The following is a 25,591-nucleotide window of genomic DNA, read 5'->3' on the forward strand; positions in this document are numbered from 1 at the left end:
CCACATGAAGAAGGCACTCCTGCTCGGCGAGTCGTGGACGACCCACATGATCCACCAGAAGGGATTCGACAGCTTCACCACGACGGAGTACGTCGAGGGTGGACGAGAGTTCGGTGAGGCGCTCGCCGGCGACGGTTGGTCCGTCACGCACATTCCCGCGCACGCCATCGAGACGCAGTTCCCGCAGAGCGATGATGAACTCGCCGCGTTCGACCTCGTCGTCATCAGCGACGTGGGAGCGAACACGTTCCTCCTGAGTCGCGCCGTGTTCACTCGCAGCGCCTCCGAGCCGAACAAGCTCGCACGGATCCGCGCCTACGTCGAGAACGGGGGAGGTCTGCTGATGGTCGGCGGATACCTCTCGTTCTCGGGCATCGACGCGAAAGCGGCGTATGCGCGCAGCGAGATCGGCGACATCCTTCCGGTCGACGTGCTCGAGGTCGACGACCGGTCCGAGCATCCGGAGGGGACCACCATCTCGGTCCTCGCGCCGGATCACGAGGCTCTCGGGGGAGTGGGCTCGGAATGGCCCGCTCTCCTGGGATACAACCGCACCCGCCCGCGCGCGGATGCGGAACTGCTGGCCGAAGTGAACGGCGATCCGCTCGTCGCCGTTCGCCAGGTCGGTGCGGGGCGTACGGGCGTCTTCACGTCCGACATGTCGCCCCACTGGGCTCCACCCCCGTTCATGGAGTGGGCGGGATACGCGCCGCTCTGGCGCGCACTGGCATCCTGGGTCGCCGGTGAATGATGGAGAACGCGCCGTGGCCGGGAGCCCGAATCCCGGCCACGGCCGTGCCCCCAGGGTCGCGGTCGTCGGGTCGCTCAATCTCGATCTGATCGCGCGCGTCGCCCGCGAGCCGAAGCCGGGGGAGACGGTACTCGCCGAGGCGTTCGGAGAAGACCCGGGCGGCAAGGGCCTCAATCAGGCGGTCGCTGCGGCGCGCATCGCATCGACCGCGCTCATTGGTGCCGTCGGACGAGATGATGCCGGGCGCACGCTCCTCGACTTCGCGCGCCGGCACGACGTCGATGTCGATTCCGTCGTGGCATCCGATCAGGCGACGGGGCGCGCGCTCATCACTCTTCTTCCCGACGGCGAGAACACGATCGTCGTCGCCGCGCTCGCCAACGCGGGCGTCACCGCGGCCGACGTGCGCGCGAAGCTCGACGAGACATCGCCGACTGTCGTGCTGGTGCAGTTCGAGATCCCCGCGGATGCCGTCGCGGCAGCTGCGGACTGGGTGGCATCCGCCGATGCGCGGCTCGTCGTCAACCCGAGTCCGATGCGCGACATCGAGCCCGCCGTCCTCGCGGCCGCCGATCCGCTCATCGTCAATGTCGGCGAAGCGAGCGAGATCGCCGGAACGGATGCAGCGCCCACCGGTCTCGCGCAGATACTGGCATCGCGATGCCGCTCGGTCGTCGTGACCGCGGGGGCTGACGGTGCGGTCGTAGGGGTCCGCGAGCAGATCGTCGAGATTCCCGCGCCGGTCGTCGACGAGGTGGCGGACAGCTCGGGCGCGGGTGACGCGTTCGCCGGGACGCTCGGGGCTCGCCTCGCGCTCGGCGATGAGCTCGTACAGGCGGCTCGCGCTGCCGTCGAGGAGGCATCGCGGATCGTCAGCACTCCGCGCGCACGGCGCTGACGCCCTCGGAAGGAGTCAGATCGCGACGAGGTTCACATCGCGGATCTCGCCGCCGTCGACGACGCGGTTGGTCGATTCCCGGGCAAACTCAGAGCCGCTCTCAACGATAATCTGTGCGGATGGTAGCGAATGAGACGCACGCGACTACGTGGACGGTGCTCATCGTCGAACTGCTCGTTGCCGCGCTGATCAGCCCGTTCATTACGAACAGCGTAAGCGCCGCAGTGACTGAGTATGACCTGCCCTGGTGGTGGCATCTCGTCGTCGGCGCTTCGATTCTGGTTCTTCTTCTCGTGATCACCACGTTTGTGCGCCGGACATGGCGAAGGGCCGTTTGGGGCTGGTTTCCTCGCTTGCTCCGCAAGATCCCGTGGTCTCACATCCCCGTGCCGGTGCTCACGACTCGACGCGGACTTCGAGCCAAGATCGAGGGTGCGATCTCGCGCACAAACCCAGCCAGTTCCACCGACCGCAGCCGTCTCGGCCCGGCTCCGCAGAACCCTACGGAGCGCGACGATGTCGGCTCGGCAGTATCGAAACCGGGCCGCACCGCCCCGCCGTCGATCGCGATTGAACTGACCAATGAGCAGAGGATCGCGGCCACGCGCGCAGAGGTCGCACTCCTCGATGCTCATCTCGCGGAACTGGACTACCGCGCACTTGATACTCCCTGGCGGCGCGAGGAGGGACAATACTGGCACGCCGTCAAGCGACTCGAGCAATTCAGAGGCGAGGTTGACTTTCTTCGACGACAGGGGATTGCGCTCAATGCGCGCATGGCAGAGCCTGGCTTTGACGAGGATGAAGAAGCTCAGGAAGAGGTCGCAGGTGCCAGTGTCAACTTCAACGATCGCTATGTGACGGCCGCCGAGCGAGTCGCAGATGCAGAGGAGGAGCTGGCCAAGATCGAAGATCGTGAGGCGCAGGCCTACGTCGCTCCGCTCGCGTCCGAGCGTGCAGAGGTCTCGGAAGCTCGCGATCGTGCCATACAGCTCCTTGATCGCCTGGAACGGGTGAAAGCGACCTGAGCCGTCGAGTCGCGATGAGCTTCTCGTGCCCCGCCCTCGGAAGGAGTCAGATCGCGACGAGGTTCACATCGCGGATCTCGTCGCCATCGACGACGGCCGTCATGAAGGTGCAGTGCGGCTGCCGTCGGCGATCGGTCGGCGATCCGGGGTTGAGAAGCCGCAGTCCTCGGGGAGTCGTCGTGTCCCACGGGATGTGGCTGTGCCCGAAGACGAGAACGTCGACGTCGGTGAATTCGACATCCATCCGCCGTTCGCGCGTCTTGGCATCCCCGGTCTCGTGGATGACCGCGAGGTCGAGACCCTCGATGTGCCGCCGCGCGATCTCGGGAAGTCGCGCCCGCAGGTCGGATCCGTCGTTGTTCCCCCAGACTCCGAGCACGTCACCGTGCTCCAGGAGCAGATCGAGCACGTCGGCCTCGACCCAGTCGCCCGCGTGGACGATGAGATCCGCGTCATCCGCGGCCTTCAGCACGGCATCGGGCAGCACCTTCGCGCGCTTCGGCAGATGCGTGTCGGCGAGGAGCAGCATCCGCGTCGTCATCCTTCGACCGTATCCGGGCGTTCGCTCGACAGGGCCGGCAGCTTGCGCTCGCGCATCGCGAGGAAGAGCGGGAAGGTGAACGCGAAGGCGGTCACGAGCGACAGCACGATGTAGAGCCACGCGCGCTTCATTCCGAGCCGCCGTGCCTCGACGATGATGAAGACGGCCCCGGCGATCGCGACGATCAGGAGGTCCACGCTGAGCGACGACACGACAGGTCCGCTGCCGACGAGATCGCCGAAGAAGTTCCGCCCTGCGACGACCGTCCACGCGTTGAACACGAATGTGCCGACGAGCCCGACGATCGCCAGGACGAGGTAGGTGATCGCGCGGGCGTTCCAGCCGGTCTGCTTCGCATCCATCGTCATAGTTCGGATGCTACCCCTGGGTCGCGATTTCGTTCGTTTGTCGTGAATGGTGGGGTGGTATGCCGCGAAGTCGCCGTTTGTGACAGGTGAGGTGGCTGGCCGGTGCGCGTGGCGGTTCCGTTCACTTGTCTTGAATGGTGGGGTGGGATGCGGCGGGGGCGCCTTTTGCGACAAGTGAGCCGCCAGGGGTGTGCGGGGGGCGACTCTGCTCCGTCGCCGGGGTCGCGGGCTCGTTCATTCGTCGTGAATGGTGGGGTGGGATGCCGCGGTGTCGCCGTTTGTGACAGGTGAAGTTGGGGTGTGGATAGTTTCGGGTGGGTGTCGGTGGGGGTCACTAACCTTGGAACATGCATTCGAAGCGGCTGGTGGTCTTCACCGACGGTGACGCGGCGATCCTCGCCGACGTTGTTGCCGAGGTGCAGAAGACGCAGGCGGTCATCGCCGCCGCGCAGGCCGCGCAAATCCGGGCGCTCGCCCGGGCCGGGGACCTCGCTCGCACCCAGGCGGTACGCAGCCGCCGGAACGTGCGTGATCACGACATGGCGTTACGGGGCATCGCCGCTGAAGTCGCCGGGGTGATGAGACTCGCCGACCGGTCGGTGCAACGGCAGATCGGGGATGCGCTGAACCTCGTCGAAGAGTACCCGCAGACAGTGGACGCATGGGAGGCCGGGGAGATCACCCGCGGGCACGTGCGAGCGATCGTCGACGCGGGAGCACCGTTGCCGCCGGAGGCACGTGCCGGGTTCGAACACGAGGCGCTGCGGCGATGCGAGGGACAGACCCCCGGCCGGGTGCAGGGCGAGCTGCGGTTGCTGGCTGAACGGCTGCACCCTCGCACGCTGGCCGAGCGGCACGTCGAGGCGTGCGAGACGCGTTCGGTGCGTGTGATCCCGGTCGGGGATGGGATGTCCGACCTGTGCGCGACGGTCCCGTCACTGTTGGCGGATGCGATCTACGACCGGCTCACCCAACAAGCGCGGAGCATTGTGGATGTGCGGGGACAGGCTGCCGCCGACGCGCGCGCTGCGAATCAGGCGCCCGGTGGCGGCGGAACGGACGGTGGGGAGGACTCCGAAGCAGTGTCGCGGCTTGAGGTGATCGGATCGGACACGCGCACGATGGACCAGTTGCGGGCGGATCTGCTCACCGACATGCTCCTCACCACCCAACCCGGCGCCGACCCCACCCGCACCGACGACGGACCCGGAGCCCTCGGCGCCATCCGTGCGAAAGTGCAGGTCGTCGTGCCGGTCCTCACCCTCCTCGGCCGTGATGACGCGCCGGCGGATCTCGTCGGGCACGCCCCCATCGACCCCGCCACCGCCCGGCAACTCGCCGGGTCCACCCGGTCCCCCCTGGAGCGGATCCTCACCCACCCCGTCACGGGGGCGGTGCTGCACGTCGACACGTACCAGCGGACCGCGGCGATCGACCGGTACCTCCGCGCCCGGGATCAGCACTGCCGGTTCCCCGGATGCCGACTCCCCGCCATCCGCTGCGAAGTGGACCACACCATCGACGCCGCCCACGGAGGGCCCACACGGGTCGAGAACCTCGCGCACCTGTGTCAACGACACCACAGCATGAAACAGTTCACCGCCTGGAAAGTCACACAACTCCCCGGCGGGGTACTCCAGTGGACCTCCCCCCTCGGACACCACACCCTCGACCACCCACCCTCACTCGGGGTGCACTTCCGACCCACCGACGACCCAGCCACCGACGACCCACCCACCGGCGACCCGGTCGACACCGGCGACCCATCCGGCACCGACGATCCGCCACCGGACACGTCACCCCCTATCCGCGCACCGTTCTGACACTCCGCCCTCCGGAAGTGCCTCTTCGAGGTGTCGCCGTGTCAGCGGGCACGGCCTCAACACTGAAGAACTCGACATCGCCGCTCCAGGTCTCCCTCGCGAAGTCGCACACCTGCTGCCGACCAAAGCTCCACGAATCGAATCGAAAAGCTCACGAGTCGAATCGGAGGGTGTCGCCGCGACACGCGAGGTGGATCAGCGTCCCGGCGTTCGCGCAACCCCCCGGGCGCCGCGGACGGCCGTGCATAGTGTCGAGCCATGGCTGACATGTACACGATTCAAGACCCCACGACTCAGTACCCGCGCCCCCCGTTCCCCCCGCAGCAGCAGAAGGGGCCTGGAGACATCCACAAGATGGATCCCGCCCCCGACCACGGCGAGACCACGTACGTCGGCAAGGGCCGTCTCCCCGGCCGCAAGGCGCTCGTCACCGGTGCAGACTCCGGCATCGGACGCGCTGTCGCGATCGCGTACGCCCGGGAGGGCGCCGATGTCGCGCTGAGCTACCTCCCCGAGGAGCAGGAGCAGGCTGAAGAGGTCGCTGAACTCATCCGCGCCGAAGGGCGCACGGCGGTGCTTCTGCCCGGCGACCTGCAGCAGGAGGAGAACAACAACAAGATCGTCGCCGACGCCGTCTCCGAGATGGGTGGTCTCGACATCCTCGTGATCAACGCGGGAACGATGCCGACCGTCGACAGCATCGACGACTTCGAGACCAAGACGCTCGATCACGTGCTCGAGGCGAACATCTACCCGCTGTTCTGGCTGACGAAGGCGGCATCCCCGCACCTGAAGCCGGGTGCCGCGATCATCACGACGTCGAGCGTGCAGGGCTTCCAGCCATCGCCGTCGCTCGCGGAGTACGCCGTCTCGAAGGCGGGGATCGCCAACTGGACGCGCGCCATGTCGCAGCAGCTCATCGAGCGCGGCATCCGCGTCAATGGAGTCGCCCCCGGTCCTATCTGGACGCCGCTCCAGCCCGCGTTCGTCCCGAACGAGAAGATCGAGGAGTTCGGCTCGCAGACCCCGATGGGTCGCGCAGGGCAGCCCGTCGAGCTGGCTCCCGCGTTCGTCTTCCTCGCGTCGCAGGAATCGAGCTACATCGTCGGTGAGACGATCGCCGTCACCGGTGGCATGCCGGTGCACTGAGCACCTGGAAAGGGGCGAGCCCCGGCTGCGCAGTTCAGCGGCCGGGGCTCGTTCACCTGGTCGGTCGATGCCGACGGGGAGCGTGCAGGCGGAAAAGCCCACGAGGGGCTGCCCGCGCGCGTCGCTGGATCCGACGCGCTCTCCCTCATCAGGTGGATGCCACTATCTTCCGCCCACCGTGTCGCATCGCCGCGGGGGTTGACAAACGCGCGACGTTCCCTCTCAGGCGCGACCCTGCACGATGAGATGCCAGTACACCCAGGGCAGGATGTGCCGGTCGAACACATACGAGATCCGGCTTTCGCGATAGAGCGATGCAAAGCCGGGGATCGACGGCGCGAGGCGCCCGTGGCCGTCGAACTCTGCGAAGACGACGGTGCGGCGGCTGACCGTGATGGGGCATACCGTGTATCCGTCGTAGTGCCGTCTCGGTTCCTGGCCGTCGAGGACAGCGCGGAGGTTCCGGGCGAGTGCCTTCGCCTGCATCCGGATCGCGCCGCCCGAACGGAGCGTGTCGACGGATGCCGCATCGCCGAGCGCCCAGACGCCGTCGAACGTCCGCGAACGAAGCGTCCGCGGGTCGACGTCGACGAACCCGTCGTCGTCAGCGAGGCCGGAGTCCGCGATCCACGCGGGTGGAGCCTGCGGGGGAGCGGCGTGCAGCAGGTCGTACTCGATCGTCTCGGAACGATCCCCGCGGCCGATCGTGATGCTCCCGTCACGCACCTCCCTCACATCGCTGCTGAAGTGCGTCTCGATCCCGTACTCGTCGAGCTTGCGCTGGAGCTCATCGCTGATGGCCGGGACGCTGAAGGCGCTCGGCTCCGGTGAAACGAAGACGACACGGATGCCGTCGAGTCGGCCTTGCGACCGCCACCAGTCGCACGCGAGATACATCGGCTTCTGCGCGACCCCCGCTGCCGACGCAGGCTCCGGCTGCTGTACGAACACGACCGTTCCGCCTCGTACGTCGCGCAACGCCGGCGATGCCTTCTGCGCGAGCTCGAAGGTGTAGCTGGACACACCGGAAGGTCGATTCATCGCCGCGTCGAGACCGGGAACGCCGTCGTATCGCGTCTCGAGTCCTGCCGTGATGATGAGGTGCTCGTACGTGACGACGTCGCCGGACGACAGCGTCACCGCGTGCGCGTGCGGATCGACGTGCGTCGCCCGATCCCGAATCCACCGCACGCCCTTCGGCGTGACATCGCCCTGCGGCCGCACCGCTTCAGACGCGCGGGCGATACCGCCGGCGATGTGCGATTGGAGCGGTGCGAAGACGTGCTGGTCGCGAGGCTCGATCACCGCGACGTCGGAGATGCCTCCGCGGCGCAGTCGGCCGGCGATCGACAGGCCGCCGTTGCCGCCGCCGATGACGAGGATGCGGTGTCGAGTCGTCGCGGTGTTGTCCATGATCTCCACTGCACACCACGTCGCCGGGATCTTCCCGGGGGTTGACAGCAGCGGGAGCGCGTGACGCGTGTCTGTCAAGGGTGGGCGCCGCGACGGCAGCAGTCCGTAGCGTTGACCGCCCACGGCCCTCTCGGCGGCCGGTACACGGACGAAGGGCATGACATGGATCTCGGGATCGCGGGGCGTAGCGCCCTCATCACGGGCGGCGACTCCGGCATCGGATGGCACACCGCTCAACTCCTGCTCGAAGAGGGCGCGACGGTCGTCATCACCGATCGTGACCCCGATGCGCTCGCCGACGCCGCGGCTCGGCTCGACGCGCCCGACGGCACGCTGTTCTCGTTCGCCGCCGACATCACGAGCCTCGACGACGTCGCCCGGCTGCACGATCAGGTGCAGGAGGCCGTCGGCGACATCGACATCCTCGTGCAGTCGGCGGGCATCACCGGAGCGCAGGGTCTGTTTCACGAGATCTCCGACGACGGTTGGACGCAGACGATCGAAACCGACCTGCTCGGGCCCGTGCGGCTCGTCCGTCAGTTCCTCCCGTCGCTGCGAAAGGGCGGGTGGGGGCGACTCGTGTTCCTAGCATCCGAAGATGCCGTGCAGCCCTACGACGACGAGCTCCCGTACTGCGCCGCGAAGGCCGGCATCTTGGCTCTCGCGAAGGGACTCTCACGCTCGTACGCGTCGGAGGGTCTGCTCGTCAATGCGGTGTCGCCTGCCTTCATCCACACGCCCATGACCGACGCGATGATGACGAAGCGGGCGGACGAGCGCGGAACCGACGTGGACGAGGCGATCTCGTCCTTCCTCGACGAGGAGCGGCCGTACATGGAACTCGGGCGACGCGGCGAACCCGAAGAGGTCGCCGCCGTCATCGCGTTCCTCTGCTCGGATCGTGCGTCGTTCGTGAACGGCTCCAACTACCGGGTCGACTCCGGTTCGGTCGCCACGATATGACGCGTGACGATCACGTGCGGCGGAGCGGTCCGCCCATCCCTGGTGAGGACCTGCGTTCGTATGCGCCGATCGGCGACGGGCGGACGGTGGCACTCATCGGGCTGCGAGGACAGGTCGATTGGCTCCCCATCCCCAACCTCGGCTCGCTCCCGGTGTTCGCGCGCCTCCTCGACGACGACACCGGCGGATGCATCGAACTCGAGCCCGTCGGAGAGTACGAGGTCTCTCGGCGCTACGTCTCCGGTACGAATGTCCTCCGCACGACCTTCACGACCGAGAACGGCAGGGCGACCGTGACAGACGCCCTCGTGACGGGTGTCGCCGGTCGACTTCCGTGGGCCGAGCTCGCCCGCCGCATCGACGGGGTGACGGGCGAGGTTGCCTTCACGTGGCGCGTGCGTCCCGGCACGGCGCTCGGCACGGCATCCCCGTGGGTTCAGGAGAGTCGCGAGGGGCCGATCATCCGTTCCGGGGCGACCTCCATCGCCGTGGTGGGAAGCGATCACGGACCACGGTCGACGAAGCGGGAGAGCGAACCGCAGATCACCGGCCGGTTCACCGCGACAGAAGGTTCACGACACCTCCTCGTCGTCGTTGCGACGCACGACGAGCCGATCCATCTCCCGGATCCCGCGATCGTCGATGAGGGAATCGACCGGACGATCGCCAACTGGCGCACGTGGTCGAGGGAATTCTCGTGGGAGGGCAGATGGGGACCGCACGTGCAGCGGAGCGCGCTGGCGTTGAAGCTCCTCATCTTCAGCCCGACCGGGGCGATCGCCGCCGCCGCGACGTCGTCGCTGCCGGAGAACCCGCGGGGCGGCAAGAACTGGGACTACCGGTTCGCGTGGGTGCGTGACCTCGCGTACACCGCGCACGCCCTCGTGCAATTCGGCCTGAGGGAGGAGACGCACGCGGCGATCTCGTGGCTTCTTCGCACCATCCGCCGCAACGGCCCGGATCTGCACATCTTCTATGGACTCGACGGTGACGTTCCGAACGAGGTCCGCGAGTACGACGTCGCTGGATGGCGGGGGATCGGACCGGTTGTCACGGGCAACCCCGCGCAGGGGCAGCTCCAACTCGGCGTGTTCGGCGACCTCTTCGCGATCTGCCGCCTGTATGTCGACGCGGGCAACGTGCTCGACGTGGCGACAGGGCGCATGCTCGCCGAGATCGCCGATCGCACGTGCGATCTCTGGCGCAACCGGGACGCCGGTATGTGGGAGCTGCCGGAGTTGCAGCACTACACCTCGTCGAAGATGGGATGCTGGCAGGCCCTCGGCGACGCCGTCCACCTCGCCGAGGCTGGTCAGGTCGCCGGCAGCGCCGACCGGTGGAGGGCGGAGCAGGAGAACATCCGCGCCTGGGTCGAAGAGAACTGCTGGTCGGAGGATCGCCAGGCGTACGTCATGCACCCCGACACGGAGGACCTCGATGCCTCCGTGCTGCTGCACGCCCCCAGCGGGTTCGATCGGGGCGAGCGCATGTCGCTGACGATCGACGCGCTCGCGGCGGAACTCGGCTCCGGGCCCCACCTCTACCGGTATTCGGGGATGCAGCACGAGGAGTTCGCCTTCGTCGCGTGCGGTTTCTGGCATGCGACGGCTCTCGCGTGCGTCGGCCGCGGCCACGAGGCCATTGCGGCGATGGACGAACTCGTCGCCGCGGGAAACGACGTGTCGATCTACTCGGAGATGATCGACTCCGAGACGGGTGCCTTCTGGGGGAATCTTCCCCAGGCGCTCAGTCATCTGGCGCTTATCACCGCAGCCATGACCATTGACGAACTGACCTGATACACCATTCCCGCGGCATCCGGAATAGTTCGTGGGACGCAGAGATTTCTGCCACTCTGGGCTCACAGCTTTTCCACAGAAGGGGAATTACATGACTCAGGACGCACCCGCCGGGATGGACTATCCGGGCAAGACTCTCGGAATCGTCGGACTCATCGTCGCGATCTTTTTCAACCTGATCGGATTGATCATCTCGGCGATCGCCCTCAATCAGTCCAAGAAGGCGGGATACAAGAACACGCCGGCGCTCGTCGGCGTCATCATCGGCGCCGTGCTGTTCGCCATCGGCATCATCCTTTCCATCGTCTGGGGCGCGGCGATCTTCGCCGCGATCAGCTCCGGCAGTATGAGCTGATCCCGGCGGATCATTTCCGGCTCCCCGGGTCGACCATCCGATTCGGGAAGTTCGTCGAGATGCGCACACCGTGACAAGTCAGGGCCGCGAGTCAGAGTTCCGAACGCACCGAACTCCGACTCGCGGCCCTGACCTGTCCGTCAGAGCGCCGGGCTACGAAGCGGCGTAGGGTCGCTCCGCCCCCTCGCGGGTGTTGTAGAGGCTCCAGTAGTGCTGGGCGATGGCGTCGGGCTGCGTCTCCGGTCCGCCGACGCCGATCCATGCGAAGATCGGCACGTGGGCGACGTAGACGCCGGTCCCCGCAGTGGCCTGGTGCAGCTTGAGAGCGTACGTGCGCAGCGCACCGGAGCCGATGGCTGTCGTCGTGAACTCCGGAGACCCAGCCATCGGGTCCATCGACGACCCGCCGGTGGTGTAGATGATGGTGCCCGAGCCGCGCTCCAGCATGCGGGGGAGGACCTGCTCGCTCGCGGCGATGCCACCGTAGAGGTAGTAGTCGACCTGCGGCTGGATGCTGGAGCGGTCAGCCTGCAGTGCGGTGGGGTTGCTCAGGCCGGGGACGGGGTTGTGCGGAGCGGGCGAGTACTCGAGGACGTCGACGTCTCCGAAGCGTTCCTTGATGCGGTCGAACGCGGCGGCGATGGAGGCAGGATCCATGACGTCAGCGGCAAAGCCCGCGGCCTCGATCCCGGCATCGGAGAGTTCGGACGCGAGGGCGTCGAGCTTTTCCTGCGTGCGGGAGACGAGCGCAACGGTGAAGCCGTTGCTTCCGAAGGCTTTGGCGATGGCAAGTCCGAGTCCTGGGCCGGCTCCGACGATGGCGATTGTGGGCATTTCTGGTTCCTTTCGATCTGATACATACTTCTCGTGCGGCAGCAGGCTTCATGGTCTGCAGAACCGTGGTTCACGGATACGGAGGGCGACGAGATGGCAGCACCGAGGACGGTCGTCGGGCCATGCCGCGCATGGCCGAAGGAGAGCGCGTTCATCCGCGAGGTTCTCGACCGGATCGGCGACAAATGGACCGTCCTCGTCATCAGCACCCTCGGTTCGAAGCCGTTGCGCTACTCCGACCTGCAGGCCAGCGTTCCTGGCATCTCGCAGCGGATGCTCACGGTGACACTGAAGGCACTCGAACGGGACGGACTGCTCACCCGGACGGCCTACGCCGAGGTGCCACCCCGAGTCGAGTACGACCTGACGCCGTTGGGCCGGTCACTGCTCGATGCCGTGATGACGCTGGCGGGCTGGGCTGCCAGTCATCATGAGGACGTTGCCGCCAGCCGACGCGATCATGAACTGACCGGCGTCGGGCGCGAGAAGTCTGCTCGGGCCTGACCGCGTGGATGCTTCGCGGCGTTGCCGTGCTCATTGGTTCCTCGGCGCGGGATTCGCAGACCTCACATGCCATGTCCTCCTCCTCACCTCACGATGTGTTCGTAACCTCATTCTGTGTCCGTAGAGGACGGCGTACAAAAGGCACATTGACGTGCGTCGTGGGCGTCGATGTCGACGACTCCCGCGCGACGACTGCCGGGTGCGCAGCATCTGAGGAGATCCCCTCAGCCCTCGACGTGCGAGCCGTCGTGATGGATCCTCGACTCATGAGCATTCACCTCATCGGGGGAGGCCGCGATGCCGCGCGGTGCGGAGCGGTCCTCTCGCGATTCGTCGACGAAGCGAGGGATGCCGCCGGCTCGAGCGATCCCGTCATCGCTCTGCTCCTCGTGCTCGAGCCCGACGATGACGAGAGCGTCGACCGGTTCCACTCGGTCCTCCTCGCTGCTGGGGCGCCGGCAGGCGGCATCCGGGTCTCGGTGATCGCTGAGGGCGGCCGTTTCGAACCCGGTGTCGTCGACGGAGCGCACGGCATCTTCGTCGGCGGCGGCCTCACACCCGCCTACCACGACGCCATCATGGGGATCGCGAGCGCGATCAGGGCCTTGGTCTCGTCGGGGACTCCGTACGCGGGCTTCTCGGCAGGCGCGGCGATCGCGGCATCCCGTGCCGTCGTCGGGGGATACCTGCGGCGAGGCACGGCCGTGGCCCCCGAAGACGTCGGCGAAGAGCTCGACGAGATCGAGGTGCGTGACGGGCTCGGCCTCGTGCCCGTGAGCGTCGACGTGCACGCCGCCCAGTGGGGAACGCTGACACGGCTGATCGCCGCGGTCACGGACGACCTCACACCGCGCGGCGTCGCGATCGACGAGTACACGGCCGTCATCTTCGACGAAGGCGGGTCGGAAAGCGCAGCGGTTCTCGGCGACGGTCACGTGTGGAGCGTCGAGCGCGCACCGTCGGGCGCCGTGGTGTCGCTTCTCGCGGCGACGACAGCGCGCTGACCGCGGGTGCGCGCTGCCCGGTCGGGTCAGCCGACGGCATCCGTTTCTGACATGGCCACGACCTCCGCGATCACGCGAGGGTCGGCGAGGATCCGGAAGTGCCCGCCCGTCTCGAGGCGCACGTTCTTCGCCCCCGCGAGCTCGCTGCCTTCGGGGATGTGCGGGTCGAATGCGGCGAAGATCGACGTGATCCGCTCGTTGACGTCGAGCTCACGAGCGAGGGCCACGATCGTCGCATCGCGGGGCGAGAAGACTCGCAACGTCGGCGCCACCATGAGCCGTGCGTAGCGGGAACCGCCGAAGGGCGTCGCGACGGCGACCATGCCGCGCACACGTCGGGCGGAGGGCCCGACCATGACTCGCTTGCCCACGAGACCGCCCTTGCTGTGAGCGAGGAGGACGACATCCGCGAGTTCTTCCGCCTCGAGATACGCCTCGACCGCGGATGCCAGCTCGGCCACGGGACGGTCATTGCGGTGGAGGAGCGCGATGACGTGGACGGGATGACCGCGATCGTACATCGCCGTCACGAGAGGCTGCAGGAACTTCCATGTCTCGTAGACGCCCGGCAGGACGACGACCGGTGTGCGCCCGCCGGAGCGGAACGACTCCGCATCCGTACGGTCGAAGAAGGCGCGGACCTGCCACACGGCCGCGTAGGCGTAGTCGCGCGCCCACCATCCGAGCCTGCGCAGGAGCCCGATCATGACATCAGTCTGGCCTGCGCCGGACTAGTCGTCTTGCACGGCATCCTCCGCGGCGGCCTCTGCTGCCGCGCCCTCCTCGGGCGACTCCGACCCGGACTGCGCGGCCGAGTTGTCGTCGTCGTTCTGGATCGGGTCGTTCGCGGCGTCCCGGCCCGATGATTCCGTGTCGTGGTGATCAGCGCTCATGGTTCTCCTCGATGTCGTGGCGGATGGTCGTCGATAGGCTTCAGCCCGACGGGTTGTCGACCGGCATCCCGTCGTCGTCCGTCGTCGCCGAGGTGTCGGGATTGCTCTCGACCGTCTCGTTGCCGCCCGCCGTGTCGTCAGTCTCCCCGTCGCCGGGTGCCCGTGTCTCGTCGCTCATCGCATCTCCTCTCGCATCGTGTGGTGTTGGTGGTCCCCCCAGACTGGCCCCCCGCACGCTCAGCGCGTCAGGGGGTTGTGAACAGCCCGCCGTCGTGTATCGCGTCTCCCGCACCCCACGCCGAGACTCCGGGTTGTCGTCGAGACACCCCGTCGTTTGCGCGTATTGACGGGGTGCCTCGGCGAGAACCCGGAGTCTCGACGAGGAGGTGGGTGCGAGTGAGGAGGTGGGTGCGAGGGAGGAGGTGACAGGATCGAAGGCGTGGTCAGTTCGTTCAGCGTTGTGACGCGGGCGGGTGTGCCCGTGGAGGAGCTGTTCGATGTGTCGCTGAGCATCGGTGAGCACGTGTCGTCGATGGCCCATACGGGTGAAGCGGCCGTCGGGGGAGTCACGAGCGGGACGATCGGGCTCGGCGAGACGGTCACGTGGCGCGCCCGGCACTTCGGCATCCGCTTCACGATGTCGTCGCGGATCACGAGCCTCGACCGACCCCATCGATTCGTGGACGAGCAGGTGCGCGGACCCTTCCGATCGTTCCACCACGAGCACGCCTTCGCGCGTGACGGCGACGCGAGTGTCATGACCGACACGCTGACGATCGGGTCGCCGATCCTCGGTCGCGTTGCAGAGCGTGCCATCCTCGTGCCGTACCTGCGGCGCCTGATCCGTCGCCGCAATCAGCACCTCCTCGCGTCGCTCGGCTTCCTCCCCCGCACGGATCCGCGGCTCGAGGTCTGGCCCGCGGCGGAGAGCGCCCCATTCCGTCGGACCGAGGTGACAACGCGCCTCGGTCGCGGCCAGGACCTCTGGGAGCGGGCGTCGCGGGACGTCGTGCGCTGGAAGGTGAAGACCGAGAGCGGGTTCACCGTCGACGACCCCCGGCGGGTGACTCCCGGGGTCCATGTCACTGTCACGGCACGTGTGGCGGGGATCATGGTTCGCGAACCGGTCGAGGTGGCGGAGGTCGTCGACACCGGCTCGCGCGTCGGCTTCTCGTACCGCACGCTCCCCGGGCATCCTGTCTCGGGCGAAGAGGCGTTCATCGTGCACCGCGACGGGGACGACGTGTTCCTCACGATCCGGTCGCTCACAGCGCCGGCGAGCAGCGGCCCGTGGCGCGTGCTCCATCCCGCGTTGCGAGTCGCACAGGTCGTCGCGCGTCGGCGTTACCTTCGCGCGTTGCGCTGAGCGGCGTACCTAGGCGTCGCGGTGCCGGCCGAAGACGTGCAGATCGAGGTCTTCGCTCAGGATGCCGCTGACTCTGCTCCCTCGGACACTGGTGCCCTGCTCGTCGAGCGGGGGACTGACGACAGCGGCTCCGAGGCGGTGGGGCACGCAGAGGACGATCGCCCCGGACACGCTGGACTTCGCGGGGACGCCGACGCTGCGCATCCAACGCCCCGAACCGTCGTACACACCGCACGTCGCCATGACCGACACGACGTCGCGCGCGACGACGTCGGACACGACGCGCTCGCCCGTCACGGGATTGATCCCGCCGCACGCGAGCGTCGCGCCCATGATGGCGAGAGCTTCGACATCGACGAGCACCGCGCACGCTCGCGCGTACACCTCGACGGCATCGTCAGCGCTGATCTGCAGCGTGTCCTCGGCGCGCATGAGGTGCGCGAGCGCGTGATTGCGGTCGCCGAGGAGGTGCTCGTTACGGGCGATGTCCTCGTCCACTTCGAGGCGTCGGCCCGCGAACGCGGAGAGCCCCCGCAGGATCCGCTCGCTCCGCGCTTCGGGGTCGTCGCCATCGACGAGTGCGGCGGTGAGAAGCGCGCCCGCGTTGACCATGGGGTTCGGCGGGCGTCCGGTGCCGCTCTCGAGCTTGATCGCGTCGAACGCTTCGCCGGTCGGCTCGATGCCGATGCGCCCGAGGGCTTCGCCATCCGTGTCCATGAGCGCAAGCGCGAACAGGAACGGCTTCACGGCGGACTGGATGCTGAACGCGACGTCGGCGCTCGCGCTGGAGCGGATGTCGCCCTCAGGCGTCACGATCGCGATGCCGCACAGGTCGGGGTCGGCGGAGGCGAGTTGCGGGATGCTGTCGTCCACCGTCCCGCCGCCCTCCTCGGCGAGGACGCGGCGCCGCAGCTCATCGAGATCGTAGGAGCGAGGATCGGGGGAGCGGCTCATCCGTCCACGATGTCATGCCAGCGCCACACGGTGGCGTGCTCAGCGCTCGTTCTGGCGCGGGATGAGCACCTGGCGGTAGATGATCAGGATGCTGGCGGCGATGGGGATCGCGACGAGGGCGCCGAGGATGCCGAGGAGCGAGCCTCCCGCGAGCGCCGCGATCACGACGATCGCCCCCGGAACCGAGACGGCGCGGTTCATGATGCGCGGCGAGATGACGTACGCCTCGACCTGCATGTAGACGAGGTAGTAGATCGCGGCGATGATGCCCGTCGTCGGCGATCCGAGTCCCGGCAGGAAGCACGTCAGCACGATGAGCGTCGATCCTGTCAGCGTGCCGACGAGAGGGATGATCGAGAAGAGGAACGCCACGACGGCGAGCACGGCGGGGAAAGGTGCCCCGATGATCGAGAGGAAGATGGCGCTCAGGATGCCGTTGATGACGCCGAGGCTCACCTGACCCATGACGAAGTAGCCGACGGAGTCGGTGATCTGCTCGCTGAGTTCGATGAAGCGGGTTCGCTTGGATGCGGCGACCATCTGGTAGACGGCCTTCTTCAAGGCCGGCACCGCCGCGGTGAAGTAGATCGTGAGGATGATGACGATGAATGTTCCCGCCAATCCGCCGAGGACGGTCGCTCCTACCGCGATCAGCCCACCGCCGATGGAGGCGTAGTCGAGACTCTCGAGCCAGTCCTGCACGAATCCCGTGACCGCGGCGATGTCGAGGCCGGGGAAGACCGATGTCACCCAGTCCTCGACGTCCTGCAGGAAGGTCCCTGACTCGGCCACCTTCGTGATCGCGGCCACGAGCTGCGTGATCTGCTGGACGATGATCGGCACGATGAGGAGCATCACGCCTGCGAGCAGGACGAGCAGGCCGAGGAGGACGATGAGCACCGCCGCCCAGCGCGGAAGCCGCCGCCGCTGGAGCCACGAGATCACGGGATCGAGGCCGAGGGAGAGGAAGAGCGCCGTGCCGACGTAGAGGAGGATCGTCGACAGCGTCTGGACGCCTCCGATCAGCAACAGACCCACACCCACGCCCAGCGTGGCGATCAGCGCGGTGCGAAACGGGTGCTGAAGCTTCATGTCGATCTCCTCTGCGGCCGCCGCACGCGCGCGTCGGACAGACGGACACTACGCCTGTTCGGGGATCGGGCGGAAGGATGGTGTCGGGAGCCCGAGCGGACTATAAGCACCCTCCCGTGAGTTAATCGGTGGGTGGAACCGTGGGAGCTGCGCGAGTGGTACGTCGAATTTCTCGACGCGTGCAATCGACACGACCTCGATGCGATCCGAGCCTTCCTCGATCCGGATGTGCGCCGCGCGCATCTGCCGCGTGGCGCGGATGCCTGGATCGACGACCTCGCCGACCTCTTCGCGGCATTTCCCGATTGGCGGTGGCGCCGTATCCAGCTCGTCGTGGAGGACGATCGTGTCGCCGCGCACGCCCGGGGGAGTGGTGCCCAGTCGGGCGCTTATCGCGGCATCCCACCGACACGGCGTCACGTGAACGTCGCGGAATTCGCGATGTATCGCATCGTGGAGGGGCGGATCGTCGAGGTGTCGGGATCCGATCCGAGCTTCGAGGTGCGGGCGCAGCTCGGGACCACACTCGGCTAGCGCAGACCCCTCGCTGTCGCACTCGTGCTGGGCTAGGCTCCCCCCAACCGCAACGGAGGCACAGCATGGGACTCAGGCGCTTCATGACACGCATCCGGCACGCTGTGTTCGGACGTCCGCTCACGCACGACGAAGCGAAGGCCCGCACTGAGGCCGAGATCGCGAGGGCACGCGCGACCGGCGGGGCTGCGAACGACTCGCGCGCTCGATCCGTGCAGGGGCAGACGTTCGGCGGCCTCTGACGGGACCAACGGCCCCCTCGCGGCTGCTCTGGCGCGTGACGATGATCGTGCACGCATCCGAGCGAAAGGAATGCCGTGAACGACACGCAGAACTCCCGCCCCATCGTCGTCGGAGTCGACGGCTCGTCGTCGTCGATCGCCGCTCTCAAGAAGGCCGCTGAACTCGCGAACTCCACCGACGCCCCCATCGTCGCGGTGACGGCGTGGCAATTCCCGATCACCTACGACGCGACTCTTCCGCCGAGCGTCTGGTCGCCCGAGAACGACGCGCACGAGACCCTCCGCACCGCCGTCGACATCGCGTTCGACGGAGCACCGCCGGCCGGGCTGACCACGCGAGCCATCGCGGGGCCCGCCGCAGCCGTGCTGGTGAAGGCGAGCGAGGATGCCTCCATGCTCGTCGTCGGGAGCCGCGGACGCGGCGGGTTCGTCGGACTGCTCCTCGGCTCCGTCAGCACCGCGTGCGCGCAGCACGCGCACTGCCCCGTCCTCATCATGCATCCCCCACGTCGTGAAGCGGATGCCGCGGACCGGCGCGACACGCAGAGTCACGCCACCGTGTGACCGGCGCTCTCCGTCGAGCCGTCCGCGTGCGGCGTCACCCGCACACCCGCGATGCGGCGGCGGTCGAGTGAGGCGACCTGGATCGTCGCGCCCGGGACGTCGATGATGTCACCGATGACGGCGAGGCGTCCGAGCTGCTCGGTGACGAAGCCCGCGATCGTGTCGGATGATCCGCGCGGCAGCGCGATCCCCGTCGCCTCCTCGAAGTCCTGCAGATTGAGTCGTCCGTCGACGATGCCACCCGTCGAGGTCGGATCCGTCGCCGTATCGTACTCGTCGAAGATCTCGCCGACGACTTCCTCCACGAGGTCCTCGAGTGTCACGATGCCGTCCGTCCCGCCATACTCGTCGACGACGACGGCGATCTGGTGTCCGTCGGCCCGCATCCGCGTCAGCGTCGGCAGCACCCGCGCCGTCGACGGGAAATACGAGATGGGGCGGGACAGGCCCGCGAGCGGTTTCGTCCGGTCCTCGGCAGCGACCTCGAACACATCGCGAACGTGCACGAAGCCCGTGATGTCGTCGATGGACTTGTCTGCAACGGGATAGCGCGAGAACGGCAGTTCGCGCACCTGGACGAGCGCCTCGTCGATCGTGGCGGTCTCATCGAGAGCGATCACCTCGGGGCGGGGGCGCATGACCTCGCTGATCTGCCGGCCGCGCAGGGACAGGACGTCGTCGAGGATGCGGCGCTCGTCTTCGGGGAGGCCCTGGTGAGTCGCCACGATGTCGCGGATCTCCTCCTCCGTCATCTCGTCGGCGGTCTTGTGCGGATCGCCGCCCAAGAGGCGGACGAGCGCGTTCGTCGAGATCGACAGGAGCCAGATGACGGGACGCATGATCGTCGCGAACCCGTCGAGGACGGGCGCCACGGCATACGCGAACTGGGCGTTGCGCTGGATCGCGAGGCGCTTGGGCACGAGTTCGCCGAGCACGAGCGACAGGTACGCGATCACGAGGGTGAGGATGAGCGTCGCGATCGTCATGGCGAGCGGATCCGACGCGCCCCACATGACGAACAGCGGGGCGACGGACGGCGCGATCGAGGTCGCTCCGTAGGCGGCCGAGGCGAATCCGGCGACAGTGACGCCGATCTGGACGGCCGAGAGGAACGTGTTCGGGTTGCGGGCGAGGCCCGCCACCTTCTCGCCGCGCTTGCCGCGCGCCGAGATCGCGTTGATCTGGCTCTCACGGAGCGTGACGAGGGCCATCTCCGTCGCGGCGAAGACGCCGCCGACGAGGACGAAGACGAAGACGAGGGCGATGTTGAGGAGCAGACCGTCCATCAGCGGGCCTGCACCTCGCACGTACTGTCGGGGTCGGCGGACGGTTCACAACCGTGCGCGGTCGTCACGAGTGCTCCTTGGAGTCGGGGGTCGTCGGGGTGGCGTGGGTGGCGGGGGTTCCCTGGGCCGGCGCTGCTGCCTCGGTGTCGGGAGTGGCGTGCCCTGTGAGGGGGCGACTGCGGTCGCCGCGGGTCTTGATGAGGCTCGCGACGGTGGCGACCGCGATGGTCGCGGCGATGAACAGCAGCGAGAACCAGATGGGGATCTCCGGTGCCCAGAGCATGGGTTCACCGCCGTTGATGAACGGCAGCTCGTTGACGTGCATCGCGTGCAGCACGAGCTTCACGCCGATGAACGCGAGGATGACGGCGAGACCCTGCGCGAGGTAGACGAGACGCTCGAGGAGTCCGCCGATGAGGAAGTAGAGCTGACGCAGACCCATCAACGCGAAAGCGTTGGCCGTGAAGACGATGTACGCCTCTTCCGTCAGACCGTAGATCGCGGGGATGGAGTCCAGGGCGAAGACGAGGTCGACGAACCCGATCGCGATGATCGTGAGGAACATCGGCGTCACCCAGCGGCGGCCGTTCTTGCGGACGGTGAGGCGGTCGCCGTGGTACTCGTCCGTGACGGGGAAGATGCGCCGGACGAACTTCATGAAGCGTCCGTTCGCGGGGTTGCTCTCGTGCGTTCCGCGCGCCTGCTGATACGCGAGCAGGAGCAGGAACGCGCCGAAGATGTAGAACACCCACGAGAAATTCTCGATCAGCGCGGCACCGATGGCGATGAAGATCCCGCGGAGGATCAGGGCGATCACGATCCCGATCATCAGCACCTTCTGCTGGTAGATCTTGGGGACCGCGAAGCCCGTCATGATGATGAGGAAGACGAAGAGGTTGTCGATCGACAGTGCCTTCTCGGTGAGGTAGCCCGCGAAGTACTCGCCGCCGTACGTCCAGCCGGAGACGACGCCGATCCCGACGCCGAACAGCAGCGCGAGGCCGATGTAGAAGGCCGACCACCGGGCGGATTCACCGATGGTGGGTTCGTGCGGCTTGCGCACATGCGCGTAGAACTCGTAGACGAAGAAGGCGATCGTCACGGCGATCGTGATGAGCCACACGAGGGGGGTGATGTTCACAGGGGTCTCCAGAAATGGCGTGAGCGGATCAGCGCCAAGGTCTTCCCCATCTCTCTGACGAGAGACCGATGGCCCGGGATGCATCGCGCATCCGTATTGACGAGCCGACCGTGTCGGAGTACTCCCCTTGAGCTTGGAATCATATGCGGCGTGCCCCCTCGGCTTTCTGAGAGACCGCTGAGAGCGCAGGGCGCAGGCCGACGGGCGGCCGCGATCCGAAGATCACGACCGCCCGCCGCGGTGTTCACTTGTCGCCGGTGAACGTGTCCTTGATGTTCTGCCCGGCCTTCTTGGCCGTCGCAGCGGCCTGGTCGGCCTTGCCCTCGGCGACGAGCTTGTCGTTGTCCGTGGCCTTGCCAGCAGCTTCCTTCGCCTTGCCGGCGAGGTCCTGTGCCGTGTTCTTGATGTCGTCGGAGAGTCCCATTTCTCTGTCCTTTCGTTGTGTGAATGGGGTCAGTGGGTCGTCCGCGCGGGGGCGAACGACGTTCGGATGCCCGTCGTGATGTGCACGACGAGGGGAAGCGGGGTGCCGATGGCGGCGTCGAGCGTCTCGATGGCGGATGCCACGGACTGACGCACGGCGGCGAGGTCGGGGTGGCGGCGCGTCCGCACGGCGATGCGCACGAGGTCGGCTCCGCGGCGCCGGTACGAGCCGGCGTCGACGCTCAGGATGTCGGGGCTCGACGTCAGGGCGTCGGAGACGATCGACTCGACGACGCGCGTGTCGATCTGGAGGTGAGCGGTCTTCAGCGCGCTCGTCGTCCGTCCGCGCCCACGGCTCGCGATCCAGGCGATGGCGAACACGAGGAACAGTGCGCAGCCGCCCGCGAGGATCCACAGCACCATGGGGTCTGCCAGATCCGGACGCCACGGCGTGAGGTCTCGCACCGCCGGAACGGCGAGAACAGCGCCGCCCGCGAGGAGCCCGAGGCCGATGAGGACGAGGAACACGCGGTTGAGCGTGCGGGAACTGCGGGTCATGCGAGCACTCCCTCTCGATCGATCACGACGGACGTGCGGGGAGCGGGCGACGGCGACACGGCGGCGACGACACCGGCGGCCGCAGCGTTCGTCGCCTCCAGGTCGGGCCGGAAGCCGGTCGAGGGGCGCACGCGCGTGACGGCGCGGCGACGGCCGACGACCGTGCGCACCTGGTCGGTTCCGACTCCGGCTGCACGTGCCGTGGCGCGGCTGAGACCCGCGGCCAGCACGTCGTCGTCGATCACCCACGTCGTCCGCTCATCCGTGATCTCACGGCGGCGCAGGCGCCCCGGTGTCACGGCGATCGCGAGGCAGGCGAGTCCGAGGAGCCCGACTGCACCGCCGGCTGCGACGGTGAGGTAGCCTCCGCCGGCCGCCAGCGCGACGAGATCGGCGGGCGAGAGCCAGAGCGGCGGCAGCCCGAGGGCGGCGAGCACCGACTCAGTGCCGACCCACGCCGCTGCGATGCCGGAGGCGCCGAGCGCGACGGATACCGCGACGCTCCTCGAGCGGTGGCGGAGGCGTCGGGACGCGGAGCGCAGTGCGCGTTGCCGGTTCATTGCACCCTCCCTGGGATGGTTGTGACATTCGTGATGCGGACGGAGACCTTCGAGATCTCCGCGCCGGTGATCCGTGCGCCGTCGTCGAGAAGGCTACGGCGGGTGGACTCGATGAGCGAGAGGAGCGGCGCCGTGCGCGGTCCCGTCACTGCGGGGGACGTGACGTCCGCCGCAATGCGGCCCGCGTCATCGGCGACTCGCACCTTCGCGGACTTCACCGGGACTCCGAGTTCATCGGCGGCGAGGGCCCGGAAGACACGCTCCTGAGCCCGCGCCGTGATGACGACCCGGCCGGGGACCGGCGCCTCGGCACTCATGCCGCGCGCCGGCCCCGTGCCGCGTCGACGGCAGCTCGCACGTCGATGCGACCCGATGCGATCGCTCCGATACCGGCGCCGGCGGTCGCCAGCACGGCCACGAGGAGGAATCCCCAGAAGCCGAACGCGAGGGCGGCGAACGCCAGGGCGATGCCGGCTGCTGCGCCGAAGATCATGGCGTTCACAGGACTCGCGACTCCTCGGTCTCGTCGTCGTCGCCGGGCACGTAGACGTCCACGACGGTGACGTTGATCTCGGCGACCTTCATGCCGATGAGCTCCGTGATCGCCTGGGCCACGGCGAGGCGAACCTCACCGGCGACGCGCTGCAGAGCCTCGGGGTACTCCACGACGATCGAGATGTCGGCGGCCACTTCGGTCTCGCCGACCTCGACGCGGACGCCCTGTGCGAGGTCCTTCGCGCCGACGGCTTCGCGGATGTTGCCGAGCATGCGCGCCGCGCCCGCTCCGAGCGCGTGGACGCCGGGCACCTCGCGAGCCGCCATGCCGGCGACCTTTGCGACGACCGAGTCCACGATGACGGTCTTTCCGACCGAGGTGTCGCTCGTGACGACGTTGGTGTTGGTGGGCTGTGCCATCTCATTCTCCTTCTGGTCTGGCAGCGTCTGTGGGCTGCCGTAGGGTGGTTCGACAAGTAGACGGACGCCGCAGGGAATTCGTCACGCGTTCTGGCTGGTAAAAGGCTGAGAGGTCGGCGATGGGGCTGAGCGAGGCATCCGACGGGATCCTCGCGCAGCGTGCGGCCGACGGGGATGCGACGGCGTTCGGCGTCCTGGTGCGGCGCCACGCCCCGTTCCTCATCGCGTTCGCGACGCGCCTCACGGGGTCTCGTGCCGATGCCGACGATTGCGTTCAAGAGGCCCTCATCACGGCGTGGGATCGCCTGGACGATCTGTCCGACCCCGATAGCGTGCGGGCGTGGATGACGCGTATCGTGTCGCGAAAAGCCACCGATCGCCTCCGCGCGCGAAGGCCCGCGGTGGACATCGACGATCTCGAGCTCCCGTCGACATCGAGCGGTCCCGACGACGAAGCAGTGGTGTCGTCGCAGATGGAAGCGCTCAAGTCGGCGCTCGCCGAACTGACCGAGGAGCTTCGCACGGTGTGGCTGCTGAAAGAGGTCGGAGGCTACAGCTACGACGAGATCGCTGAGCAGGTCGGCGCGTCGTCGGCGACTGTCCGAGGACGACTTGCCCGAGCGCGTCACGCGCTCCTGGAGCGGATGAAGGAGTGGAGGTGATGACGGTGGACGATGACGGCATCGGCGGTTCCGGCTATTCGATGGAGGATCTCTCGGACTACCTCGATCGAGGCCGGGAGCCGTTCGTCGAGGAGATCGAGACGAACCCCGAGTGCCAGGCGGTCCTCTCTTCGCTCGAGCGGATGGGCCAGTTGTCGCGCGAGATGGTCGACGAGGAGTCGGAGTCGACGCTCGATGAGGGCTGGTTCGACGGGATCATGCGCGAGGTGGCACGCGAGGTGCGGGCGGGCCGCGACATCCCACTCGTGCAACTCGACGACCGCACGACGCTCGTCGTGACGGAAGGTGCTGTGCGCGGGATGCTCCGCGAGCTCGGCGACGCCCTTCCGGGCGTCATCGTGGAACGCACGCGCATTGCGGGAGACATCACGGAGCCCGGCGGTCGGGTGAACCTCGACGTCGCGATCAGCGTGGCGTTCGGGCGTCCCCTGCAGCAAGCGGCAGACGACGTGCGGCGGATCGCGACGGCGGCGCTGACGCGCCACACCGCGCTCAGCGTCGACGAGGTGAATGTCACGGTCGATTCCATTCACGGTCATGACCCGAAGGGCGCACGGTGACGAACGACAAGCAAGAAGTCGCCCGCCGACTCGACACCGTCGTCGCCGAGACCGACGGTGTCGTCGAGCTGTATGCGGCCCGGCCGATGGTGGCGCACCTGCTGCGTCAGGCGCTGGATGCGAACGCTCCGCGCATCGCGGTCGACGGATTCGGCGACGCGGCATCGGTCGCCGTCAGCATCGGAGTGGTCGGTGAGGCGCCTGCGCTCGAGACGGCGCGCCGCGTCGCCGACGAAGTGAGGCGGGAACTGGGCGAACCTGACGTGAGGCTCACGGTGCGAGTGAGTCGTATCGTCGCGACGCGTCCGGATGAGGCCGAAGGAGCGTAGCGCAGGTTCGCGACGGGCGGGAAGGGTGTCGCGGCGTTGGCCGACACCCGGCTAGCGTGAC

General features: G+C 67.8%; 34 protein-coding genes. 17 read left to right on the plus strand and 17 right to left on the minus strand.

What is annotated here, in order from left to right:
* Nucleotides 1-4: 4 nt before the first annotated feature.
* The 3 genes from FBY39_RS09705 (at nucleotide 5) to FBY39_RS09715 (ending at nucleotide 2,677) form a co-directional block, all read left to right on the plus strand.
* The gene (locus tag FBY39_RS09705) at nucleotides 5-751 is read left to right on the plus strand and encodes a glutamine amidotransferase (RefSeq protein WP_141932112.1); all 747 of its coding nucleotides are present in this window, start codon (nucleotides 5-7) and stop codon (nucleotides 749-751) included.
* A 13-nt stretch (nucleotides 752-764) separates the two neighbouring features.
* Complete coding sequence (locus FBY39_RS09710; protein ID WP_160133083.1) at nucleotides 765-1,649, plus strand: ribokinase; 885 nt, start codon at nucleotides 765-767, stop codon at nucleotides 1,647-1,649.
* 155 nt (nucleotides 1,650-1,804) lie between these two features.
* On the plus strand, nucleotides 1,805-2,677 hold the full coding sequence (locus FBY39_RS09715) for a hypothetical protein (RefSeq protein WP_222115684.1): 873 nt from the start codon (nucleotides 1,805-1,807) through the stop codon (nucleotides 2,675-2,677).
* Nucleotides 2,678-2,723: 46 nt separating this feature from the next.
* Here FBY39_RS09715 and FBY39_RS09720 read toward each other — a convergent pair whose 3' ends face one another.
* Both FBY39_RS09720 and FBY39_RS09725 read right to left on the minus strand, forming a co-directional pair.
* Nucleotides 2,724-3,218, minus strand: a complete 495-nt coding sequence (locus tag FBY39_RS09720; protein ID WP_141932115.1) for a metallophosphoesterase — start codon at nucleotides 3,216-3,218, stop codon at nucleotides 2,724-2,726.
* Nucleotides 3,215-3,586, minus strand: a complete 372-nt coding sequence (locus FBY39_RS09725) for a DUF2834 domain-containing protein (RefSeq protein ID WP_260837591.1) — start codon at nucleotides 3,584-3,586, stop codon at nucleotides 3,215-3,217. The genes FBY39_RS09720 and FBY39_RS09725 overlap by 4 nt, the downstream gene beginning before the upstream one ends.
* A gap of 347 nt (nucleotides 3,587-3,933) precedes the next feature.
* Here FBY39_RS09725 and FBY39_RS09730 point away from each other — a divergent pair, with 347 nt between their 5' ends.
* Both FBY39_RS09730 and FBY39_RS09735 read left to right on the plus strand, forming a co-directional pair.
* Nucleotides 3,934-5,409 (plus strand): HNH endonuclease signature motif containing protein, encoded by a 1,476-nt coding sequence (locus tag FBY39_RS09730; RefSeq protein ID WP_141932116.1) that lies wholly within the window; start codon nucleotides 3,934-3,936, stop codon nucleotides 5,407-5,409.
* Nucleotides 5,410-5,667: 258 nt separating this feature from the next.
* Complete coding sequence (locus FBY39_RS09735; RefSeq protein WP_313901692.1) at nucleotides 5,668-6,558, plus strand: SDR family oxidoreductase; 891 nt, start codon at nucleotides 5,668-5,670, stop codon at nucleotides 6,556-6,558.
* A 222-nt stretch (nucleotides 6,559-6,780) separates the two neighbouring features.
* On the opposite strand, the gene FBY39_RS09740 is transcribed toward FBY39_RS09735, so the two are convergent.
* Nucleotides 6,781-7,971, minus strand: coding sequence for an NAD(P)/FAD-dependent oxidoreductase (locus tag FBY39_RS09740; RefSeq protein ID WP_141932117.1), 1,191 nt, complete (start codon nucleotides 7,969-7,971; stop codon nucleotides 6,781-6,783).
* Between the two features lie 162 nt (nucleotides 7,972-8,133).
* On the opposite strand from FBY39_RS09740, the gene FBY39_RS09745 reads away from it, so the two are divergent.
* The 3 genes from FBY39_RS09745 (at nucleotide 8,134) to FBY39_RS09755 (ending at nucleotide 11,088) form a co-directional block, all read left to right on the plus strand.
* Nucleotides 8,134-8,934, plus strand: a complete 801-nt coding sequence (locus FBY39_RS09745; RefSeq protein WP_141932118.1) for an SDR family NAD(P)-dependent oxidoreductase — start codon at nucleotides 8,134-8,136, stop codon at nucleotides 8,932-8,934.
* Entirely contained in the window at nucleotides 8,931-10,733 is a 1,803-nt protein-coding gene (locus tag FBY39_RS09750; protein WP_141932119.1) for a glycoside hydrolase family 15 protein, read from the plus strand. Before FBY39_RS09745 ends, FBY39_RS09750 begins: the two co-directional genes overlap by 4 nt.
* Before the next feature lie 91 nt (nucleotides 10,734-10,824).
* Nucleotides 10,825-11,088, plus strand: a complete 264-nt coding sequence (locus tag FBY39_RS09755; RefSeq protein ID WP_141932120.1) for a hypothetical protein — start codon at nucleotides 10,825-10,827, stop codon at nucleotides 11,086-11,088.
* Nucleotides 11,089-11,241: 153 nt separating this feature from the next.
* Here the strand turns inward: FBY39_RS09755 and FBY39_RS09760 are convergent, their stop codons facing one another.
* On the minus strand, nucleotides 11,242-11,922 hold the full coding sequence (locus FBY39_RS09760) for an SDR family NAD(P)-dependent oxidoreductase (protein ID WP_141932121.1): 681 nt from the start codon (nucleotides 11,920-11,922) through the stop codon (nucleotides 11,242-11,244).
* A 93-nt stretch (nucleotides 11,923-12,015) separates the two neighbouring features.
* Between FBY39_RS09760 and FBY39_RS09765 the strand changes: the two genes are divergently transcribed.
* Entirely contained in the window at nucleotides 12,016-12,426 is a 411-nt protein-coding gene (locus FBY39_RS09765; protein WP_141932122.1) for a helix-turn-helix domain-containing protein, read from the plus strand.
* A gap of 266 nt (nucleotides 12,427-12,692) precedes the next feature.
* On the plus strand, nucleotides 12,693-13,430 hold the full coding sequence (locus FBY39_RS09770; protein WP_160133085.1) for a Type 1 glutamine amidotransferase-like domain-containing protein: 738 nt from the start codon (nucleotides 12,693-12,695) through the stop codon (nucleotides 13,428-13,430).
* Between the two features lie 26 nt (nucleotides 13,431-13,456).
* Here FBY39_RS09770 and FBY39_RS09775 read toward each other — a convergent pair whose 3' ends face one another.
* From FBY39_RS09775 to FBY39_RS16440, 3 genes are read right to left on the minus strand one after another with little or no spacing between them, the layout of a single operon-like run.
* Nucleotides 13,457-14,137 carry a triacylglycerol lipase gene (locus FBY39_RS09775; RefSeq protein WP_141932124.1) on the minus strand — a complete coding sequence of 227 codons (681 nt, stop codon included), beginning with the start codon at nucleotides 14,135-14,137 and terminating at the stop codon, nucleotides 13,457-13,459.
* Nucleotides 14,138-14,161: 24 nt separating this feature from the next.
* Nucleotides 14,162-14,323 (minus strand): hypothetical protein, encoded by a 162-nt coding sequence (locus FBY39_RS16710; RefSeq protein ID WP_260837596.1) that lies wholly within the window; start codon nucleotides 14,321-14,323, stop codon nucleotides 14,162-14,164.
* Between the two features lie 40 nt (nucleotides 14,324-14,363).
* Nucleotides 14,364-14,501 (minus strand): hypothetical protein, encoded by a 138-nt coding sequence (locus FBY39_RS16440; protein ID WP_160133087.1) that lies wholly within the window; start codon nucleotides 14,499-14,501, stop codon nucleotides 14,364-14,366.
* Between the two features lie 261 nt (nucleotides 14,502-14,762).
* Between FBY39_RS16440 and FBY39_RS16800 the strand changes: the two genes are divergently transcribed.
* Nucleotides 14,763-15,689: a DUF1990 family protein gene (locus FBY39_RS16800; RefSeq protein WP_313901693.1), complete on the plus strand. Its 927-nt coding sequence runs from the start codon at nucleotides 14,763-14,765 to the stop codon at nucleotides 15,687-15,689.
* Nucleotides 15,690-15,698: 9 nt separating this feature from the next.
* Here the strand turns inward: FBY39_RS16800 and glsA are convergent, their stop codons facing one another.
* Together glsA and FBY39_RS09795 are read right to left on the minus strand one after the other, a co-directional pair.
* Nucleotides 15,699-16,643, minus strand: a complete 945-nt coding sequence (glsA, locus tag FBY39_RS09790) for a glutaminase A (protein WP_141932125.1) — start codon at nucleotides 16,641-16,643, stop codon at nucleotides 15,699-15,701.
* Nucleotides 16,644-16,682: 39 nt separating this feature from the next.
* Nucleotides 16,683-17,735 carry an AI-2E family transporter gene (locus FBY39_RS09795; RefSeq protein WP_141932126.1) on the minus strand — a complete coding sequence of 351 codons (1,053 nt, stop codon included), beginning with the start codon at nucleotides 17,733-17,735 and terminating at the stop codon, nucleotides 16,683-16,685.
* A 132-nt stretch (nucleotides 17,736-17,867) separates the two neighbouring features.
* Between FBY39_RS09795 and FBY39_RS09800 the strand changes: the two genes are divergently transcribed.
* The 3 genes from FBY39_RS09800 to FBY39_RS09805 all read left to right on the plus strand — a co-directional run bounded on the left by FBY39_RS09800 (nucleotide 17,868) and on the right by FBY39_RS09805 (nucleotide 19,075).
* Nucleotides 17,868-18,269, plus strand: a complete 402-nt coding sequence (locus tag FBY39_RS09800) for an ester cyclase (RefSeq protein ID WP_141932127.1) — start codon at nucleotides 17,868-17,870, stop codon at nucleotides 18,267-18,269.
* An 83-nt stretch (nucleotides 18,270-18,352) separates the two neighbouring features.
* A complete protein-coding gene (locus FBY39_RS16445; protein WP_222115685.1) occupies nucleotides 18,353-18,511 on the plus strand; it encodes a hypothetical protein in 159 nt (52 codons plus the stop codon).
* Nucleotides 18,512-18,586: 75 nt separating this feature from the next.
* Complete coding sequence (locus FBY39_RS09805; protein WP_141932128.1) at nucleotides 18,587-19,075, plus strand: universal stress protein; 489 nt, start codon at nucleotides 18,587-18,589, stop codon at nucleotides 19,073-19,075.
* Here the strand turns inward: FBY39_RS09805 and FBY39_RS09810 are convergent.
* The 8 genes from FBY39_RS09810 to FBY39_RS09845 all read right to left on the minus strand — a co-directional run bounded on the left by FBY39_RS09810 (nucleotide 19,060) and on the right by FBY39_RS09845 (nucleotide 23,958).
* The gene (locus FBY39_RS09810) at nucleotides 19,060-20,361 is read right to left on the minus strand and encodes a hemolysin family protein (protein ID WP_141932129.1); all 1,302 of its coding nucleotides are present in this window, start codon (nucleotides 20,359-20,361) and stop codon (nucleotides 19,060-19,062) included. The genes FBY39_RS09805 and FBY39_RS09810 overlap by 16 nt on opposite strands.
* 64 nt (nucleotides 20,362-20,425) lie before the next feature.
* A complete protein-coding gene (locus FBY39_RS09815; protein ID WP_186336941.1) occupies nucleotides 20,426-21,502 on the minus strand; it encodes a TerC family protein in 1,077 nt (358 codons plus the stop codon).
* A gap of 244 nt (nucleotides 21,503-21,746) precedes the next feature.
* Entirely contained in the window at nucleotides 21,747-21,926 is a 180-nt protein-coding gene (locus FBY39_RS09820; RefSeq protein WP_141932131.1) for a CsbD family protein, read from the minus strand.
* A 29-nt stretch (nucleotides 21,927-21,955) separates the two neighbouring features.
* Nucleotides 21,956-22,483 carry a hypothetical protein gene (locus tag FBY39_RS09825; RefSeq protein WP_141932132.1) on the minus strand — a complete coding sequence of 176 codons (528 nt, stop codon included), beginning with the start codon at nucleotides 22,481-22,483 and terminating at the stop codon, nucleotides 21,956-21,958.
* The gene (locus tag FBY39_RS09830; protein WP_141932133.1) at nucleotides 22,480-23,043 is read right to left on the minus strand and encodes a hypothetical protein; all 564 of its coding nucleotides are present in this window, start codon (nucleotides 23,041-23,043) and stop codon (nucleotides 22,480-22,482) included. The genes FBY39_RS09825 and FBY39_RS09830 overlap by 4 nt, the downstream gene beginning before the upstream one ends.
* Complete coding sequence (locus FBY39_RS09835; RefSeq protein ID WP_141932134.1) at nucleotides 23,040-23,360, minus strand: hypothetical protein; 321 nt, start codon at nucleotides 23,358-23,360, stop codon at nucleotides 23,040-23,042. Before FBY39_RS09835 ends, FBY39_RS09830 begins: the two co-directional genes overlap by 4 nt.
* On the minus strand, nucleotides 23,357-23,536 hold the full coding sequence (locus FBY39_RS09840) for a DUF2273 domain-containing protein (RefSeq protein ID WP_141934077.1): 180 nt from the start codon (nucleotides 23,534-23,536) through the stop codon (nucleotides 23,357-23,359). The genes FBY39_RS09835 and FBY39_RS09840 overlap by 4 nt, the downstream gene beginning before the upstream one ends.
* 5 nt (nucleotides 23,537-23,541) lie before the next feature.
* Nucleotides 23,542-23,958 (minus strand): Asp23/Gls24 family envelope stress response protein, encoded by a 417-nt coding sequence (locus FBY39_RS09845; RefSeq protein WP_141932135.1) that lies wholly within the window; start codon nucleotides 23,956-23,958, stop codon nucleotides 23,542-23,544.
* A 119-nt stretch (nucleotides 23,959-24,077) separates the two neighbouring features.
* On the opposite strand from FBY39_RS09845, the gene FBY39_RS09850 reads away from it, so the two are divergent.
* The 3 genes from FBY39_RS09850 to FBY39_RS09860 are packed head-to-tail and all read left to right on the plus strand — an operon-like array spanning nucleotide 24,078 to nucleotide 25,530.
* Entirely contained in the window at nucleotides 24,078-24,620 is a 543-nt protein-coding gene (locus FBY39_RS09850) for an RNA polymerase sigma factor (RefSeq protein ID WP_141932136.1), read from the plus strand.
* Nucleotides 24,620-25,201, plus strand: a complete 582-nt coding sequence (locus FBY39_RS09855; protein WP_141932137.1) for an Asp23/Gls24 family envelope stress response protein — start codon at nucleotides 24,620-24,622, stop codon at nucleotides 25,199-25,201. The genes FBY39_RS09850 and FBY39_RS09855 overlap by 1 nt, the downstream gene beginning before the upstream one ends.
* Entirely contained in the window at nucleotides 25,198-25,530 is a 333-nt protein-coding gene (locus FBY39_RS09860) for a hypothetical protein (RefSeq protein ID WP_141932138.1), read from the plus strand. The genes FBY39_RS09855 and FBY39_RS09860 overlap by 4 nt, the downstream gene beginning before the upstream one ends.
* Nucleotides 25,531-25,591 lie beyond the last annotated feature (61 nt).

The sequence above is a fragment of the Microbacterium sp. SLBN-146 genome (assembly GCF_006715145.1).
GTDB lineage: Bacteria > Actinomycetota > Actinomycetes > Actinomycetales > Microbacteriaceae > Microbacterium.